Below are 13,894 nucleotides of genomic sequence, written 5' to 3'. Positions count from 1 at the left end.
CCGTGACCACCGCTGCCCCGACCGCCACTGCCCCGACCGCCGCCGCCCCGACCACCCGCTCCCGGCGCGGTACTCCGCCGGCGCGCCTGCTGCTGGTCGCCCTCGCCGCCGGGCTGCTCGTCGGCGCGCTGACCTCACCCGCGCAGACGCTGCTCGGCGGCACGGTGCTGGCTGGGCTGGCGAACGCCGTGGGGCCCTGGCTGCTGGCACCGTTCGTCGTCGGCGCCCGGGCCGGCTCGCCGCGGACGGCTGCGCTCGCCGGGGTGCTGGCCTGCACGGCCCAGGTGCCCGGCTACTACCTGGTCGCCGCGGCACGGGGGTTCGCCGCGAGCACGCCGTGGGTGCTGGTGTGGACCGGCGGCGGGCTGGTCGGCGGCGCCGTGCTGGGGCTGGCCGGGTGGGCCTGGTGGACCCGCACCGACCGCTGGCGGGGAGCCGGTGCGGCGCTGCTGGTCGCCGTCTGGCTGACCGAGGCCGTGGTCGTGTTCGGTGCGGTCCTGCGGTACTGGGACTACGCCGTGGTGTCCGGAGTGGTCGGGCTGGGTCTGCTCGCCGGCCTGGGCCTGCACGACCGGCAGTGGGGTGCGGCGTTGCGCTGGCTGGCCCCCGCGCTGGTACTCGGCGCCGCCGGGTTCGCCCTGGTGGTCTCGCTGCTGTGACCCGATGATCGCTCCGTGACCGTGGAGCCCCGGGAGTACGTCGACGTGGCTGCGCGGCTGGAGCTGCTCGCGTGGGGCAGGAACACCTACACCGTGCTCTACCTGGACGACCTGGTGGAGGACGCCGTGCGGGCGGCCGGCACCCGCCGGGTCGAGGGGTTCCTGGACGACGTCCCGGTGAACCTGGGCGTCAACCGGGCCGACGTGGCCGCTCGGGCGTTCTGCTACGTCGGTCCGGCCCTGCAGCGCCGGGTGCGGGCCGAGGCCGGCGACGTCCTCCGGTGCCGGCTGCGCCCGGCCGACCCCGACCACGTGCCGCTGCCCGACGACGTGCGGCGGGCGCTGGAGGTGGCGGGTCGGCTGGCGGTGTTCGAGGGCCGCCGCCCGTCCGAGCGGCGCCGCGCCCTGCAGCCGGTCGAGGACGCCGTCCGCGACACCACTCGGCAGACGCGGATCGCCGCGTTGGTCCGGTCGCTGGCGCCGGGCTGAGGGTGACCGGCGCCGGGCGTGGCTCCCCGGGGCCGGTCACCTCGCCGGCCCCGGGCGCTCACGCCGGCTCGGGCACCCCGCCGGGGTCGCCGCCCGGGTCGTCGGGGGTGGGCTCGACCGGCGCCGGGGGGAGGGTGTCCGGCGTGTCGGGCAGCAGCTCGCCCGGGTCGTCGGGCACGGGCTGGCTGGGGTCCAGCGGACCAGGCATCGGGGCGACCATGCGGGGAGTGAACCAGGCCGGCGGCCACTCCGCCGGGCTGCGCGACCGGCGGTCCCGACGCAGGGTGGGGGCATGAGCAACCCCGCAGCCGTCGTCGTGGTCACCGGTGCGAACGGTCTGGTCGGTGCCGCGGTCTGCCGCGCGCTGGCCGACCGGGGTGCGCAGGTGCGGGCCGTCGTCCGGCGTCCCGGCACCGCCCCCGAGCTGGACGGCGTCGCCGAGCACGTCGGGGACGCCGCCGACGTGCTGGCCGGCGCCGACGCGCTGGTCACCACCGTGCACCCGATGGGCTCCTCCCGGGAGGCGCAGCACGAGGTCGGCGTCGAGGGCACCGCGCGGCAGGCCCGGGCAGCGCGGGAGGCCGGGGTGGCCCGGCTGGTGCACGTCTCCACGGCCGGGGTCTACGACCGCTCACCCGAGCAGGGCGACCTGGCCGAGGACGCCGCGCTGCTGCCCGACGGCAGCGGGGACTACCCCGACACCAAGAACGCCGCCGACCTCGCGCTGGCCGAGGTCGGCCTGACCACGGTGCTGGTCCGGCCGCCGGCCATCGCCGGGGCCGGCCCGACGTCGGTGTGGAACACGCTGCGCCCGCAGGCCTTCGTCGACGGCGACCGCAGCGTGAACCCGGCCAAGAGCTGGCCGTGGGTGCACGTGCAGGACCTGGCCACGTTCATCGCCGACGTCGCGGTCGGTGCCGTCGCCGAGTCGTCCGACCCCGAGCACGGGCCGGTCCCGGGTGCCGCGACACCCGTGCTGCTGGCGGGGGAGCCGGCCACCTGGGGCGACTACCTGGGAGCCGTCGGCGAGGCGGTCGGCGCCGCGCCGGAGTGGACCGACGAGCCGGTGTGGACCGGCCGGTTGAGCCCCGACCGCGCCCGGCGGTGGGGGTGGCGCCCGCAGGTCGGCCTGGCCGAGGCGCTCGCCGAGCTGCGGGAGGGCCTCGCCCGGACGTCGTGACGTCAGCTGCGCAGCGCGCGGACCACCCCGGTCAGGAGGGTGCGCCTGCCCGCGGCGGGCAGGGCCGCCGCCACGCGCAGCATCGCCGCCGCCACCGCGGCGGGGGAGCTGTCGACGTCGAGGTAGGCCGCCCACGCCCGCGACGGCAGCGTGAAGAAGGCCTGGAAGAACCTGTCGGTGGCGGCCTCGTCCAGCCCCAGGAGCACCTCGCGGCCGATGCCGAGCAGGCCGAGGGTCGCCCGGCGTCGGCGGGAGCGGACCAGGGCCGCCACCTCGGCCGGTCCCGCCCCGCCCACGACCGCGTCGGCGACCACCGGACCCAGCCGCAGCGAGCTCGCGACGCTGTAGCCGGTCGCGGGGTGCACCCGCCCGGCCGCCGCGCCCACGGGCACCCCGCCGGTGCCGGTGGCGCGGGCGTCGAGCGGGATGGCCACCTTCTCGGGTTCGCCCACGCTGCGCAGTCCGTGCCGGGCGAGGTGGGCGTGCAGACGGTCGCGCAGGGCGGGCAGCGGGACCGGTGGTCGCCCGGCCAGGGAGGTGGCCTCCAGCAGCACCGTGCCGTCGTCCAGGCCCATGCCGTAGAGGAAGGCAGGCGGCCGCGGGTCGGCCGGGTCGCGCAGCGCCGTCCAGTCCATGAGCAGGGCGCCGCCCACCGGGACGACGTCGGGCACGGGGCCCGCGACCCGCTCGCCCCAGGCCCGTTGCTGGGCGGTGCCCGGGCCTCCGCCGCGGGCGTCGACGACGACCGTGCCGGTCAGCTCGGCACCGTCGTCGAGGACGGCGACCCGGCCGTCGCGGACCTGCCCGACCCGGCCGGTGACCAGCTCACCGCCGGCGGCGCGCACCCGCTCCAGCAGGGTGGCGTGCACCAGCTCGTTGTCCAGCCGGGCGTAGGGCCGGCGCAGGTCGTGGTCGCCGGCGCCGGTGCGCACCAGCGTCGTGGGGTACCGCGCGCCTGCGGCCGCCCCGCCGAGCAGGGTGGTCTCGGCGGTGGCGAGCTCGTCGGCCCACAGGCCGTAGGTGTGCGTCCAGGGTCGGGTCGACGGCGCGACGACGGCCACCGACAGGCCCCGGTCGGCGCAGGCCGCGGCGACCGCCAGACCGGCCGGACCGGCTCCGGCGACGACGACGTCCCAGCGGGGGGAGGTCATCCTCGGCCGCGCTCGCCGGCCTGCACCTGGATGCCCGCCAGCAGCAGGTCCAGCCCGGAGCGGAAGACGTCCTCGTCGTCGTGGCCGGCGAACTCGTCGGCCACGTGGTGGGCGAACGGGTGGTCCTCGGGGTCCAATGCCCGCCACCGGTCGGCGTAGAGCGCCAGGAACTCGGCAGGCTCCAGGCCGCTGTCCAGGAACTCCTTCGGCGGCGGCTGCGCCAGGTCGGCGGCGACGCCCACGATGTAGCTCACCAGCGAGGACGCCGCGTGGAACCGCTGGCGCGGGGTGAGGTCCAGGCGCATCAGCTGCTGGCCGATGCGGTCGAACATCAGCATCGAGTGGGGTTGCAGACCGGTGTTGCGCAGCATGTAGGAGCCGAACCACGGCCGTCGCCGCATCTCGTCGAACAGGGCCAGCGACAGCGCGCGCAGGTCGGCCACCGGGTCGGGGCCGTCGACCAGGTCGGCGGTGTGCTCGAGCAGCTGGCGCATGACCTCGTCGGTGGCCCGGTCGAGCAGCTCGTCACGGTTGGCCACGTACCAGTAGATGCTCGCGGCGCCGCCGCCGAGCCGGGTGGCGAGGGCCCGGAACGTGAGGGCCGGTTCACCCCCCTCGTCCAGCAGGGCGACCGCCTCGGTGAGCACGGTCTCCAGGGAGTGGGCCATCCGTCGGCGCTGCGCCCCGCGCCGGGCGGGTGCAGCGGGTCGGTCACTCATGCTTGCACTCTATCGAACGGCGTTCTATCTTTCGAACGGCGTTCGACGATCGAACGCTGTTCGATCCTCTGGGAGGTCTCCTTGCCCACCACGAGCGCACCCGGCCGCACCGCCGCCGCGTCGACGTACCCGTCGCTGCGCGCCGCGGCGCTGCCACTGGCCGCCCTCTGCCTGGCCTTCTTCGTCGAGATGGTCGACAACACGCTGCTCACCATCGCGTTGCCCACCATCGGCCGGGACCTCGGCAGCGGCACCACCGCCCTGCAGTGGGTCACCGGGGCCTACTCCCTCACCTTCGGCGGGATGCTGCTCACCGCCGGGTCGGCCGCCGACCGTCTCGGACGACGGCGCGTGCTGCTCACCGGCCTCGGCGCCTTCGGCGTCGTCAGCCTCGCCGCCGTGCTCGTCGGGACGACGGGGGAGCTGATCGCCCTGCGCGCCGCCCTCGGGCTGGCCGCCGCCGCGATGGCCCCGGTGACCATGTCGCTGGTCTTCCGGCTCTTCGCCGAGGAGAAGCTGCGCATGCGGGCCATCACCGTGGTGATGGTCGTCGGCATGTCCGGCTTCGTGCTCGGCCCGCTGCTCGGCGGCACCGCCCTGGCCCACGTCCACTGGACCTGGCTGCTGCTGGTCAACGCCCCGGTCGCGCTCGTCGCCTGGGTCGGCGTCCGGTTCGGCGTGCCCGCCGACCGGCGCGAGGACCTCACGAGCGACCCGCTCGACCTACCCGGGGCCGTGCTCACCATCACCGCCGTCGGGCTGGGCTGCTACGCCCTCACCAGCGGCGTCGAGCACGGCTGGCTGTCCCCGATCACCTTCGCCGCTGCGCTGGGCGCCGTGGTCGCCGGCACCTGGTTCGTGCGGCACGAGCGCGCCACGGAGTTCCCCATACTCGACCTGGGCCTGTTCGCCGCCGGCCCCGCCCGCGGCGCCGCGATCACCCAGATGGCCGCGTCGATCACGATGGCCAGCGTCCTGTTCGGGCTGATCCTGCACTTCCAGTACGCCTACGGCTGGAGCCCGGTCAAGGCCGGGCTGGCCAACCTGCCGGTGATCGTCACGATGCTCGCCGCGACCCCGGTCGCCGAGTGGCTGGCCGGCCGGTTCGGGCACCGCACCGCCTGCCTGGTCGGCGCCGGCCTGCTGACGGTGTCGCTGCTGGGCATGGCCTGGGGCGTCGAGCACGGATACGCCGCCATCGCGGTCTCGATGGTCGTGCTCACCGTCGGGCTGCGCACGATCATGACCATCTGCGCCGTGGCCCTGGTCGAGGCGATGCCGGCCAACCGCACCTCGATCGGCGCCGCGCTCAACGACACCGCCCAGGAGGTCGGCAGCAGCCTGGGCACCGCCGTCGTCGGCACGATGATCGCCGCGCTGGTCACCTCGACGCTGCCCGCCGGGGTCTGGACCTCCGACCTCGTGCACTCGTTCTTCAGCGGTGAGCGGGCCACCTACCTGCTGCTGGCCGGTGTCGTCGGGGTGGTGGCCACCTACGGCGCCCTGTCCCTGACCGACTCCCGCGCCACCGACGACCACTGACCGATGACCGCTGACCGGCGCCTTCCACCGCCCAGGAGCACGATCGGCCCATGACCACCGCAGACCGAGCCTGTTACCTCGCCGTCCCCGTGCCCACCTCCGACCGGCCCGGTCCCTGGCCGGGTGTCGTGCTGGTGCACGACGCCTTCGGACCGGGGGACGACATGCACGAGCAGGCCGACTGGCTGGCCGCCGCCGGCTACGTCGTCGTCATGCCCGACCTCTACGGCGGTAGGTCGGCGGTGCGGTGCCTCAAGGGCACGTTCGCCCAGCTGGCCCGACGGCAGGGCCCGGTCTTCGACCAGCTGGAGGCCGCCCGCTCGGCGCTGGCCGCCGACGACCGCTGCACCGGGGTGGTCGGGGTCATCGGCTACTGCATGGGGGGCGGGTTCGCCCTCCTGCTGGCCGGCCGGCCCGGTTGGTCGGCGGCGGGAGTGAACTACGGGCAGGTCCCCGACGACGTCGCCGACGTCCTCGCCGGCGCCTGCGCGGTGGTGGCCAGCTTCGGTGGGCGGGACACCAGCCTGCCGGGTGCGGCGACGAAGCTCCGCGCGGCCGCCGACGCCGCAGGGGTGACCGCCGACGTCCACGAGTACCCGCGGGCCCGGCACGGCTTCATCAACCGGCTGGCGGCCGCGTCGCCGCTGACGCCGATGATGAAGGTGGCCGGGGTCGGCTACGACCACGCATCGGCGGCCGACGCCAAGCAGCGGATCCTGGCGTTCTTCGACGTCCACCTGCGCGGGGCAGGGTGACCGACGCGCCCCCTGACCTCGGGCGCCCGATCACCCGGCTCCGCTCGACCGCGCCGGACGGCGCACTGCCGGCTTCGACACGATCCCGGACGACGCCTACCGTCGGGGTGCATGAACACATCGAGGCAAGGCGGAGCAGACGTCCGGTCGTCCTCGGCGCCGGGCAAGGGGAAAGCGATCGCGGCCATGGTGCTGGGCATCGTGTCCGTGGTCTCTGCGCCCCTGGCGCCCGTCCTCACGCCGGTGAGCATCGTGGCTGCAGTGGTGGGTCTCGCACTGGGATGGGCAGCGCTGCGGGGCGCGACGAGGACCCCGGCGACCGACGGCGGCCGTGGCCAGGCCACGGTGGGGATGGTGCTGTCGGCCCTGACCCTGGTCGGGACGATCGTCGTCCTGGTCGTGTGGCAGGCCTGAGGGGATCGACGCGGACGCCGGCGGTCCAGTCGGGGTCGCCGGCCCGGAGGGCCGTCAGGAGCCGGTCCGCTCGGTCGCCGGACCCGGGTGCCCCACCTGGTCGGCGTTCAGCAGGTGCCGGAGCACGAGCAAGCCGATGAGCGTGGTTCCTGCCCCCATCGCCGTCGGCAGCAGGCCCGGTCCGAGGGGCGACGTGGTCGAGATGTCGAACCAGGCATGGAAGACCGCGACGACCAGCAGGCTGCCCCGGCCGATCTGCAGCAGCCAGGCGAAGATCCAGGACGCCACCCAGATGCTGGCGGCGAAACCGACGAAGCCGAGTGCGGGCATCGCTCGGTAGCTCGGGGTGATGCCGAACAGGGGGAGGTGCCACAGCGCCCAGACGACCGCCACCAGGTTGGCGGCGAGCACCCGTGGGCGGCGCCGCTCCAACTCGGGCTGGAGGAAGCCGCGCCAGCCGATCTCCTCGCCGAAGCCGAAGAAGGTTAGGTTGGCCAGCCAGAAGACAACCAGGGGGAGGCTGGCGAACTCCTCCGAGCGGCCGAACGCCGACCAGTCGACATCGCTGGGAGCCCCGCCGCCCGCCAGCGTCGACGCGATCGCGGCGACCACGAGCAGCCCCGGCGGCACGACCAGGGCGAATGCCCACGCCCGGCCGCGCGCCCGCCAGGCAGTCAGCCGGCGGGCCAGCTCGGCAAGGCCGTGCCTCCCGCGGGTCGCCCCGGTCACCAGGATCGCGGCACCAGCAGGCCCGAGGCTGCCCAGCAGATGGAGTGCGGACGCGGGCGAACCCTCCACCCAGCCCTGCGTCTGCGCGAGCAGCGGCAGCCACGCCGCCCACGAGAGCAGCAGCGCGAGCACGGTGAAGGCCGTCGCGGGGTGCCGCTTGGTCCAGGTCAGCGCCCAGCCGGTCGGCATCCGGACCTCACGTGGTCGACGGGCCAGCGGTCACACCCACGTCGTCCCTCCGCGGCCGTCGGGGACCGGGACGCGGTGCCCGGGCACTTCCTGGGCCGCGCGGGCGGCGCCGGCGGCCGGCCATCCCGTCGGGCTGGCGGGCAGTCGCTGGGCCGGGCCGGGACCCGGTCGCGTGCTGCCGTGGACCACCTCGTCCCGTCCGCGCCGCGGGCTCCCGGTGGTCGGCACGGCGCGACCCACCCGGAGCAGCAGCTGGGGGTGCGCGTCCCAGCACAGCTCGCGGCGCAGCGCGGCGCGGGTGTGGGCCACCTCGGTGATCTGGCTGAGCGGTCCGGCCGCCCACCCGTCCGCGGCGAGCTCGAGCAGCACCCGTTCCATCGCCTCCCCGGTGCGCAGCCACGCCCGTTCGTCGTCGGCGTGGCTGGCGAGCACCAGGAGCGCTCCGGTGCGCCCCGCGTGGGTGGCCGACGGCAAGGCTCCCTGCCCCCGGGTGTCGAAGTCGCGCAGGGGGACGTCGTCCTCCGCGCCGCCGTCGACCCTCGGCACCGCCGTCGGTGGGACGCCGTCCCCGAGGTGGGCGTCCCGGTTGGTCCAGGTCCGGATCTCGTGACGGTAGGCGGGATCGGCGTTCTGCTCCGCATCGGCGGTCTGGGCGAGTCGGGCCACCGTCCGGTGCTGGTCCTCGGTCAGCACGGGCACGACGAGGGTGTCCTCGTCGGCCGCGGCCGCGATCGCCCGGTCGAGCACGGTCGGGGGAACGGGGTCAGCGGTGTACCCCCGGCGGTTGGTCCGTCTGGACCGCACGTGCGCAGCCAGACGTGCCAGCGTCGGGTCCGGGAGGGCGTCGACCAGCGTGAGCACGGCCGCCAGGTCCGGGTCGCCAGCGTGGGGGAAGCGTTCGACCCGGACTCCGTGGCCGCGGGCGGCCAGCTCGGCGCGAGCGTTCAGCACGGCAGCGCCGACGCTGATGAGCAGGTCGCGGCCAGCCGGGTCCAGGACGTGGAGCTGGCGGCTGCGGTCGGCACGGACGTCGATCCGGTCCCGGTTGAGGACCAGCAGCCACGGTTGGGTGTTGTGCACCGACGGGGCCAGCAGGGCCGCGTCGGCCGCGGCCTCCACGTCGGCCAGTCGCGCCAGTTCGACGGGTCCGGGCAGCTCGGGCTCGGGCAGCTCGGGTTCGGTGATCACGGGTTCTCCTCGAGTCGGTCCACGCCGACGTTCCGCCGGTGGCGCCGGGGACGGCAGGGTCCCGAGACCGTCGCGTGCGGGACCTGGGTCCCTGGTCCCGGGCGCGTGCGGCGGCGAAGCCTGCGGGGACGGGACGAGGAGGGGCATGTGGACGGGACGGCGTGGTCGCACCCCGGTCCGTGGTTGGCCTGCGGTGTCTCGCGGTCGGCAGCGAGTCGTGCCGCTCTGCGGTGGGCACTGCTGGAGGCCGACCGTCGGGATGCCCGGTTGGTGGCCGTGCGGGTCTGGACCGGGGGCAGCTCAGCGGCGCGGTCTGCGTGCGAGCGGGACCTGGTGGCCACGGTGTCGGCGGCGGTGCACGACACCGGCGTGCGTGGCCGCACCTGGGTCCGGCTGGTCGACGGCGACCCCCACCTCGTGCTTGCGGCACTCTCGGAGGAGGCCGACCTGCTGGTCCTGGGAGCGCACCGGACGCCCGCGGAGGGCTGACCCCCATCCCGTTCGCGTCCCCGACCACGGACCTTCGACCCCCGGCGCAGGTCCTCCGACCCCGCCGGGCGGGCGTGACGTCGATGAGCCTGGGACCACGGTCGGCAGTCGGCCGGACGACCAGATCAGGAGCGAGCACATGGACGAGCACGGTGACCGACCCGCGCCTGACGCTCTCCAGGACGACGTCGGTCAGCGTGGACTCGGTGGCTTCGCCGGCTTGATGCTGGGTTCGGTCAGCGATCAGTGCGTCCGGCACGCCCCCTGCCCGGTCACCGTGGTGCGAGGCTGATGGGGGAAGGGCGCCCGTGGCCGGTCCTCGGGTGGTGCTGGGCGCGGGCACCTCGACGAGCGGCCAGCAGCCGTGCGGGGTGCGGAGTGGTGACGTCGTGGGCGAGCAACCGTCGTCGTCGGGCGTCGAGCGCCAGCTGGGCCAGGGCGGTCTCCAGTGCGGACCGTCCGGCGTCGACCGGTGGTGGCATCGCGGCTCCCTCGGTGCGGTGGTGATCATCCTCGGACGGTCGGGTCGGGGTGACCAGGGACCTCGGACCTCCTGTCTCAGCCCACCGGCTGCACGAGCAAGGGGCACGGGGTTCGCCGGCCCAGCACGGCCCCGGTTCCCCGGTGCCCCCGGTCGCGGCGCGGTCGGCGACCGACCACCAGGAGCTGGGCCGAGGTAGCTGCGCCCAGCAGGGAGTCGGCGACGGATCCGTGCCGCACGACGGCACGGACATCGACGTCGGGGTGGCGCGCGCGGTGGCCGGCCAGGATCTCGGCGGTCAACCGGGTCTCGTCCTCCGCCGCGGTGGACAAGTGCAACGGGCCGTCGGGGTGCAGCCATGCCGAGCTGGGGGCGGGCTGCTCCCAGACGTGCACGGCGAGCAACGGGGCGCCCCGTCGGTCCGCTTCGGCGAAGGCGGCGTCCACGACGCCGGCGGAGTCGGGCCGCCCGTCCAGGCCGAGCACCACCGGACCGGGTGCACCCACGGGCACGACCTCGGGGGAGGTCGGCACGAGGAGCAACGGCACCGGGCAGCGCTCCCGCAGGGCGGCGCCGACGGATCCGAGCAGGAGCATCCCCGGGGCCCGACCGGAGCGTCTGCCGGCGACCACCATCCGGGCGCCGCCGGCCGCTGCCACCAGCATCTCCGCCGGCTCACCGGAGCAGACCCGCCAGGCCACCTCGAGCTCGTCCCGCCCGGCCCCGGCCGCGACGAGCTGGTCGGCCACCACGCGCATCGCCAGCTCCGTGGCCGCAGCCAGGTCGCGCAGCACCGGACCCCGGTCGTCCTCGACCACCCACGGTGAGACGTGCAGCAGCAGCAAACCCGCGTGCATCCGTCGCGCCTGCTCGGCGGCTCGCACGGCGACCAGATCGCTCCCTGCGGCCCGGTCGAGGGCGGCGACGACGCGGGCCCCGGTCACCTCATCATCCGGCGCCGCCACGAGGGCTCCACCTCCGACCAGCCCCGGGCCCAGGCGCGGTGGCGAGACCGGTCCAGGAGGGCAACGCCACCGACGTACGCGAACACGGCGCCCAGGACAGTCCCGAAGGCCGAGACCAGCCCGATCGAAGCGGCCTGTTGCCGGATCTGGGACCCCGTCTGCGGTGCGCGGTGGCGCTCACCCGTCGGTGTCACCCAGATGGGCACGTGGTCACCGTGCACAGCGCCCCGGTCGGCCGGCACCGGCACCCGGCCCTCGACGACGACGCCTGCGGGGGAGAACCAGCGGGCACCGGTCCAGGCCACCCCCTCGCCGGATCCGTCGATCGGCGGGGGATCGCTCTGCAGGACGGCATCGACCTGGGTGAGCTGGGTGCGGTCGGCCTCGGCCGCGGCGGCGAGCCAGGTGCGCGCAGCAGCACCCGCCGAGAAGCCCACAGCCGGCGCGACGACGACGGCCAGCACGAGCAGGACCCTGAACAGGAGGTGGACGCGATCGGAGCGCCGCTTGAGGGGGCCGCACCCCAGGGTGAAGCGCCGAACGGCATGACCGAGGCAGAGGAACGGTCCTGCGTGCACGGTCCCGAGCCCATCAGGCCTGGGCCGAGGCGTGCTCCGGGGCCGCGTGCGAGGTGGTCGCCCCAGCACCCCGGTCGTGCTCCGACCGGTGCTCGTCCGCTGCCCGGACGACGACGACGGGGCACGGCGCGTGGGTCACCAGGTGAAGGCTGACCGAGCCCAGCACCATCCCGGCGAACGCGCCGTGCCCGCGACTGCCCACGACCAGCAGGTCGGCGCCGGCGGCGGCGTCCAGCAGCACCCGGGCCGTGAGGCCCTCGAGCACCTGCCGGACGACGGCTGTCGCGTCCGCCGGGTCCAGGGCGGCGGACACCGCGGCGTCCTGCTGCTCGCGGGCGTTCGCGGCCCAGTCCGGGGCGCCCACCGCGCCCCAGCCGTACAGGTCGGGGTAGGTCCAGGCGGTGACGGCCTGCACGACGCCCCCGACGAGGTGTGCCTGGCGCACGCCCCACCGAAGCGCTTCGCGCGATGGGGCGGATCCGTCGACGGCGACGACGATCTTCGGGACGGGCTGGTCGGACATCGTTCCTCCGGGGTGCGGTCGAGGTTGCGCCCCCACCGTCCCGCCGTCGGCCTGGGCACCGACAGGGCCCTCGGACCCGCCGTCCCAGGTCGGCGGGCCTACTCCGGCGAGGGCACAGAGGCCCGCCACCGCACCGCGGTCCCGCCGTCCGGGAGGGGAGCGACCTGGCAGTCGCCACCCCATCGTCGGGCCCGCGCGTCGATGTTGCGCAGGCCGCTGCGCGCAGCACCCGGGTCGATGCCACGGCCGTCGTCGCGGACCTCGACGACCACCTCGTCACTGACGTCGAGGGTGACGGTGACGTTCTCGGCACCGGCATGCCGGGCGGCGTTGGAGACCCCCTCCCGGACCACCGCCACGACGTCGGCGGCGAGCTCGCCGGTCACCAGCGCGTCCACCGGCCCAGACGTGCGCACGGTGGGTCGGATGAGGGTGCCTGCCGTCTCCGTGGCCACGTCGAGAACCCGACGCCGCACGCTGGCGGCAGGGTCGGTGTCGTCGGCGGTGTGCAGGTCGAAGATGGTGGTGCGGATGTCGCGCACGGTCTCGTCCAGCTGGTCCATGACCCGGGCCACCCGGGCCCGGACGTCGTCGTCCCCGACGCGGGGGAGGATCGCCTGCAGACCGAGCCCCGCGGCGAACAGCCGTTGGATGACGTGGTCGTGCAGGTCCCGGGCGATCCGGTCCCGGTCGGCGTAGACGTCCAGGCGGCGGGCATCGCGCTGCCGGGCCGCGAGGTCCAGGGCCAGGTTGACCTGGTCGACGAACGTGCCGACCAGCTCACCGGTGCCGGGGTCGAAGTCGGGACGACCGGCGCCGCGTGCGGCGATGACCACCGCCTGGAGTCCCTGGACCGGGCGGAGCGGGACACCGACGGCCGGGCCCCAGTCCACGTGCGCATTGGGTCCCGAGTAGGGCGCGGCCGTCATGTCCACGATGGCCACCGAGCCGCTGTCCACGACGGCTTGCAGCGGCGGTGAGTCCGCCGGCAGCACCTGCTGGCCGATGATGTCGTCCAGGCCTTCTCCTGTCTGGGCCCGGACCTCGTAGGCGCCGAGCGCGCCCGGCCCCGACACGAGCCAGGCGCCGTCCGCGCCGGTCAAGGTCGCCACGTGCTCCACGACCAGCCGCAGGGCCAGTTCTGGTGCTTGGCCCGCGAGCAGGATGCTGCGCACCTCGCCGACCGCGGTCAGCCATCGTCGGCGGAGCTCGCCCTCCTGGTAGAGCCGGGCGTTCTCCACCGCGATGCCTGCGGCTCCCGCGAGGGCGGTCAGCACGGCCTCGTCCTCGGCGGTGAAGGGTCCTCCGCCACGCTTCTCGGTCATGTAGAGGTTGCCGAACACCGCTCCCCGAACAGTGATCGGCACCCCGAGGAAGCTGCGCATCGGTGGGTGGCCGGCCGGGACGCCGACGCTGGCGGGGTGTTGGCGCAGGTCGTCGAGGCGCAAGGGGCGGGGGTCGGTGATCAGCCGCCCGAGCACGCCCTCGCCCCGCGGCGGGTGGTCCATCGCGGCCCGCTGCTCGGCGCTGATCCCGGTGGTCACGAACGAACCCAGTCCGCCGCCCCGGTCGAGCACGCCCAGTGCCCCGAACTCTGCGTCCACCAGGTCCGCGGCGGCCTCGGTGACGCGAAGCAGGGTGCTGTCCAGGTCCAGCCCGCGCGTCACGCTCAGGAATGCGTCGAGCAGGTCCTGGACCCTCTCCTGGGTCCGCGCGACCGTGGACAGGCGCTCCTGCACCTCGCCCAGCAGCTCGGTCAACCGCATGCCGGCCAGGGGTGGGTAGCCCTCGGCGGGGTGCGCGGCAGCCGTCACGGCCGCGAGCATGGCAGTGCTCCCACCGT

At 75.4% G+C, this 13,894-nt stretch carries 18 protein-coding genes; 8 read left to right on the top strand and 10 right to left on the bottom strand.

The features are described from left to right. Positions 1–2: 2 nt before the first annotated feature. Together TEK04_RS10670 and TEK04_RS10665 are read left to right on the top strand one after the other, a co-directional pair. A complete protein-coding gene (locus tag TEK04_RS10670; protein ID WP_336404323.1) occupies positions 3–659 on the top strand; it encodes a DUF6518 family protein in 657 nt (218 codons plus the stop codon). 15 nt (positions 660–674) lie between these two features. Beyond that, a complete protein-coding gene (locus TEK04_RS10665; protein WP_336404322.1) occupies positions 675–1,148 on the top strand; it encodes a YdeI/OmpD-associated family protein in 474 nt (157 codons plus the stop codon). 58 nt (positions 1,149–1,206) lie between these two features. Here the strand turns inward: TEK04_RS10665 and TEK04_RS10660 are convergent, their stop codons facing one another. After that, positions 1,207–1,356 carry a hypothetical protein gene (locus TEK04_RS10660; protein WP_336404321.1) on the bottom strand — a complete coding sequence of 50 codons (150 nt, stop codon included), beginning with the start codon at positions 1,354–1,356 and terminating at the stop codon, positions 1,207–1,209. Positions 1,357–1,440: 84 nt separating this feature from the next. On the opposite strand from TEK04_RS10660, the gene TEK04_RS10655 reads away from it, so the two are divergent. Next, positions 1,441–2,328 (top strand): NAD-dependent epimerase/dehydratase family protein, encoded by an 888-nt coding sequence (locus TEK04_RS10655; RefSeq protein WP_336404320.1) that lies wholly within the window; start codon positions 1,441–1,443, stop codon positions 2,326–2,328. Positions 2,329–2,330: 2 nt separating this feature from the next. Here the strand turns inward: TEK04_RS10655 and TEK04_RS10650 are convergent, their stop codons facing one another. Continuing rightward, the gene (locus TEK04_RS10650; protein ID WP_336404319.1) at positions 2,331–3,479 is read right to left on the bottom strand and encodes a lycopene cyclase family protein; all 1,149 of its coding nucleotides are present in this window, start codon (positions 3,477–3,479) and stop codon (positions 2,331–2,333) included. Then, positions 3,476–4,198, bottom strand: a complete 723-nt coding sequence (locus TEK04_RS10645; RefSeq protein ID WP_336404318.1) for a TetR/AcrR family transcriptional regulator — start codon at positions 4,196–4,198, stop codon at positions 3,476–3,478. The genes TEK04_RS10650 and TEK04_RS10645 overlap by 4 nt, the downstream gene beginning before the upstream one ends. Positions 4,199–4,279: 81 nt before the next feature. Here TEK04_RS10645 and TEK04_RS10640 point away from each other — a divergent pair, with 81 nt between their 5' ends. From TEK04_RS10640 to TEK04_RS10630, 3 genes are all read left to right on the top strand, one after another. Next, a complete protein-coding gene (locus TEK04_RS10640; protein WP_336404317.1) occupies positions 4,280–5,740 on the top strand; it encodes an MFS transporter in 1,461 nt (486 codons plus the stop codon). Positions 5,741–5,790: 50 nt separating this feature from the next. Next, complete coding sequence (locus TEK04_RS10635) at positions 5,791–6,495, top strand: dienelactone hydrolase family protein (protein ID WP_336404316.1); 705 nt, start codon at positions 5,791–5,793, stop codon at positions 6,493–6,495. Between the two features lie 111 nt (positions 6,496–6,606). Then, entirely contained in the window at positions 6,607–6,909 is a 303-nt protein-coding gene (locus TEK04_RS10630; protein ID WP_336404315.1) for a DUF4190 domain-containing protein, read from the top strand. 54 nt (positions 6,910–6,963) lie between these two features. Here the strand turns inward: TEK04_RS10630 and TEK04_RS10625 are convergent, their stop codons facing one another. Both TEK04_RS10625 and TEK04_RS10620 read right to left on the bottom strand, forming a co-directional pair. Beyond that, complete coding sequence (locus tag TEK04_RS10625; RefSeq protein ID WP_336404314.1) at positions 6,964–7,827, bottom strand: CPBP family intramembrane glutamic endopeptidase; 864 nt, start codon at positions 7,825–7,827, stop codon at positions 6,964–6,966. A gap of 30 nt (positions 7,828–7,857) precedes the next feature. Then, positions 7,858–9,015: an Acg family FMN-binding oxidoreductase gene (locus TEK04_RS10620; protein ID WP_336404313.1), complete on the bottom strand. Its 1,158-nt coding sequence runs from the start codon at positions 9,013–9,015 to the stop codon at positions 7,858–7,860. On the opposite strand from TEK04_RS10620, the gene TEK04_RS10615 reads away from it, so the two are divergent. After that, positions 8,902–9,504 (top strand): universal stress protein, encoded by a 603-nt coding sequence (locus TEK04_RS10615; RefSeq protein WP_336404312.1) that lies wholly within the window; start codon positions 8,902–8,904, stop codon positions 9,502–9,504. The genes TEK04_RS10620 and TEK04_RS10615 overlap by 114 nt on opposite strands. Positions 9,505–9,643: 139 nt before the next feature. Beyond that, the gene (locus TEK04_RS21300; protein WP_349257746.1) at positions 9,644–9,796 is read left to right on the top strand and encodes a universal stress protein; all 153 of its coding nucleotides are present in this window, start codon (positions 9,644–9,646) and stop codon (positions 9,794–9,796) included. On the opposite strand, the gene TEK04_RS10610 is transcribed toward TEK04_RS21300, so the two are convergent. The 5 genes from TEK04_RS10610 to TEK04_RS10590 all read right to left on the bottom strand — a co-directional run bounded on the left by TEK04_RS10610 (position 9,777) and on the right by TEK04_RS10590 (position 13,865). Next, entirely contained in the window at positions 9,777–9,986 is a 210-nt protein-coding gene (locus TEK04_RS10610; protein WP_336404311.1) for a hypothetical protein, read from the bottom strand. The genes TEK04_RS21300 and TEK04_RS10610 overlap by 20 nt on opposite strands. A gap of 76 nt (positions 9,987–10,062) precedes the next feature. After that, positions 10,063–10,929, bottom strand: coding sequence for a universal stress protein (locus TEK04_RS10605; protein WP_336404310.1), 867 nt, complete (start codon positions 10,927–10,929; stop codon positions 10,063–10,065). Next, positions 10,926–11,528 carry an Rv1733c family protein gene (locus TEK04_RS10600; RefSeq protein WP_432277329.1) on the bottom strand — a complete coding sequence of 201 codons (603 nt, stop codon included), beginning with the start codon at positions 11,526–11,528 and terminating at the stop codon, positions 10,926–10,928. Before TEK04_RS10600 ends, TEK04_RS10605 begins: the two co-directional genes overlap by 4 nt. A 13-nt stretch (positions 11,529–11,541) precedes the next feature. Next, the gene (locus tag TEK04_RS10595) at positions 11,542–12,051 is read right to left on the bottom strand and encodes a universal stress protein (protein WP_336404308.1); all 510 of its coding nucleotides are present in this window, start codon (positions 12,049–12,051) and stop codon (positions 11,542–11,544) included. Positions 12,052–12,149: 98 nt separating this feature from the next. Next, complete coding sequence (locus tag TEK04_RS10590; protein ID WP_336404307.1) at positions 12,150–13,865, bottom strand: GAF domain-containing sensor histidine kinase; 1,716 nt, start codon at positions 13,863–13,865, stop codon at positions 12,150–12,152. Positions 13,866–13,894: the final 29 nt, after the last annotated feature.

Source organism: Klenkia sesuvii (genome assembly GCF_037083825.1).
In the GTDB taxonomy this organism is placed as follows: Bacteria; Actinomycetota; Actinomycetes; order Mycobacteriales; family Geodermatophilaceae; genus Klenkia; species Klenkia sesuvii.
The sequence above is the reverse complement of the archived record's forward strand: the minus strand, read 5'-3'. Positions and strand labels throughout refer to the sequence as shown.

Excerpts from the sequence above, each read along its gene's own strand:
- TEK04_RS10630 (WP_336404315.1), top strand. The coding sequence starts at position 6,607 with ATGAACACATCGAGGCAAGGCGGAGCAGACGTCCGGTCGTCCTCGGCG.
- TEK04_RS10610 (WP_336404311.1), bottom strand. The coding sequence starts at position 9,986 with ATGCCACCACCGGTCGACGCCGGACGGTCCGCACTGGAGACCGCCCTG.
- TEK04_RS10625 (WP_336404314.1), bottom strand. The coding sequence starts at position 7,827 with ATGCCGACCGGCTGGGCGCTGACCTGGACCAAGCGGCACCCCGCGACG.
- TEK04_RS10645 (WP_336404318.1), bottom strand. The coding sequence starts at position 4,198 with ATGAGTGACCGACCCGCTGCACCCGCCCGGCGCGGGGCGCAGCGCCGA.
- TEK04_RS10650 (WP_336404319.1), bottom strand. The coding sequence starts at position 3,479 with ATGACCTCCCCCCGCTGGGACGTCGTCGTCGCCGGAGCCGGTCCGGCC.
- TEK04_RS10635 (WP_336404316.1), top strand. The coding sequence starts at position 5,791 with ATGACCACCGCAGACCGAGCCTGTTACCTCGCCGTCCCCGTGCCCACC.
- TEK04_RS21300 (WP_349257746.1), top strand. The coding sequence starts at position 9,644 with ATGGACGAGCACGGTGACCGACCCGCGCCTGACGCTCTCCAGGACGAC.
- TEK04_RS10595 (WP_336404308.1), bottom strand. The coding sequence starts at position 12,051 with ATGTCCGACCAGCCCGTCCCGAAGATCGTCGTCGCCGTCGACGGATCC.
- TEK04_RS10660 (WP_336404321.1), bottom strand. The coding sequence starts at position 1,356 with ATGCCTGGTCCGCTGGACCCCAGCCAGCCCGTGCCCGACGACCCGGGC.
- TEK04_RS10655 (WP_336404320.1), top strand. The coding sequence starts at position 1,441 with ATGAGCAACCCCGCAGCCGTCGTCGTGGTCACCGGTGCGAACGGTCTG.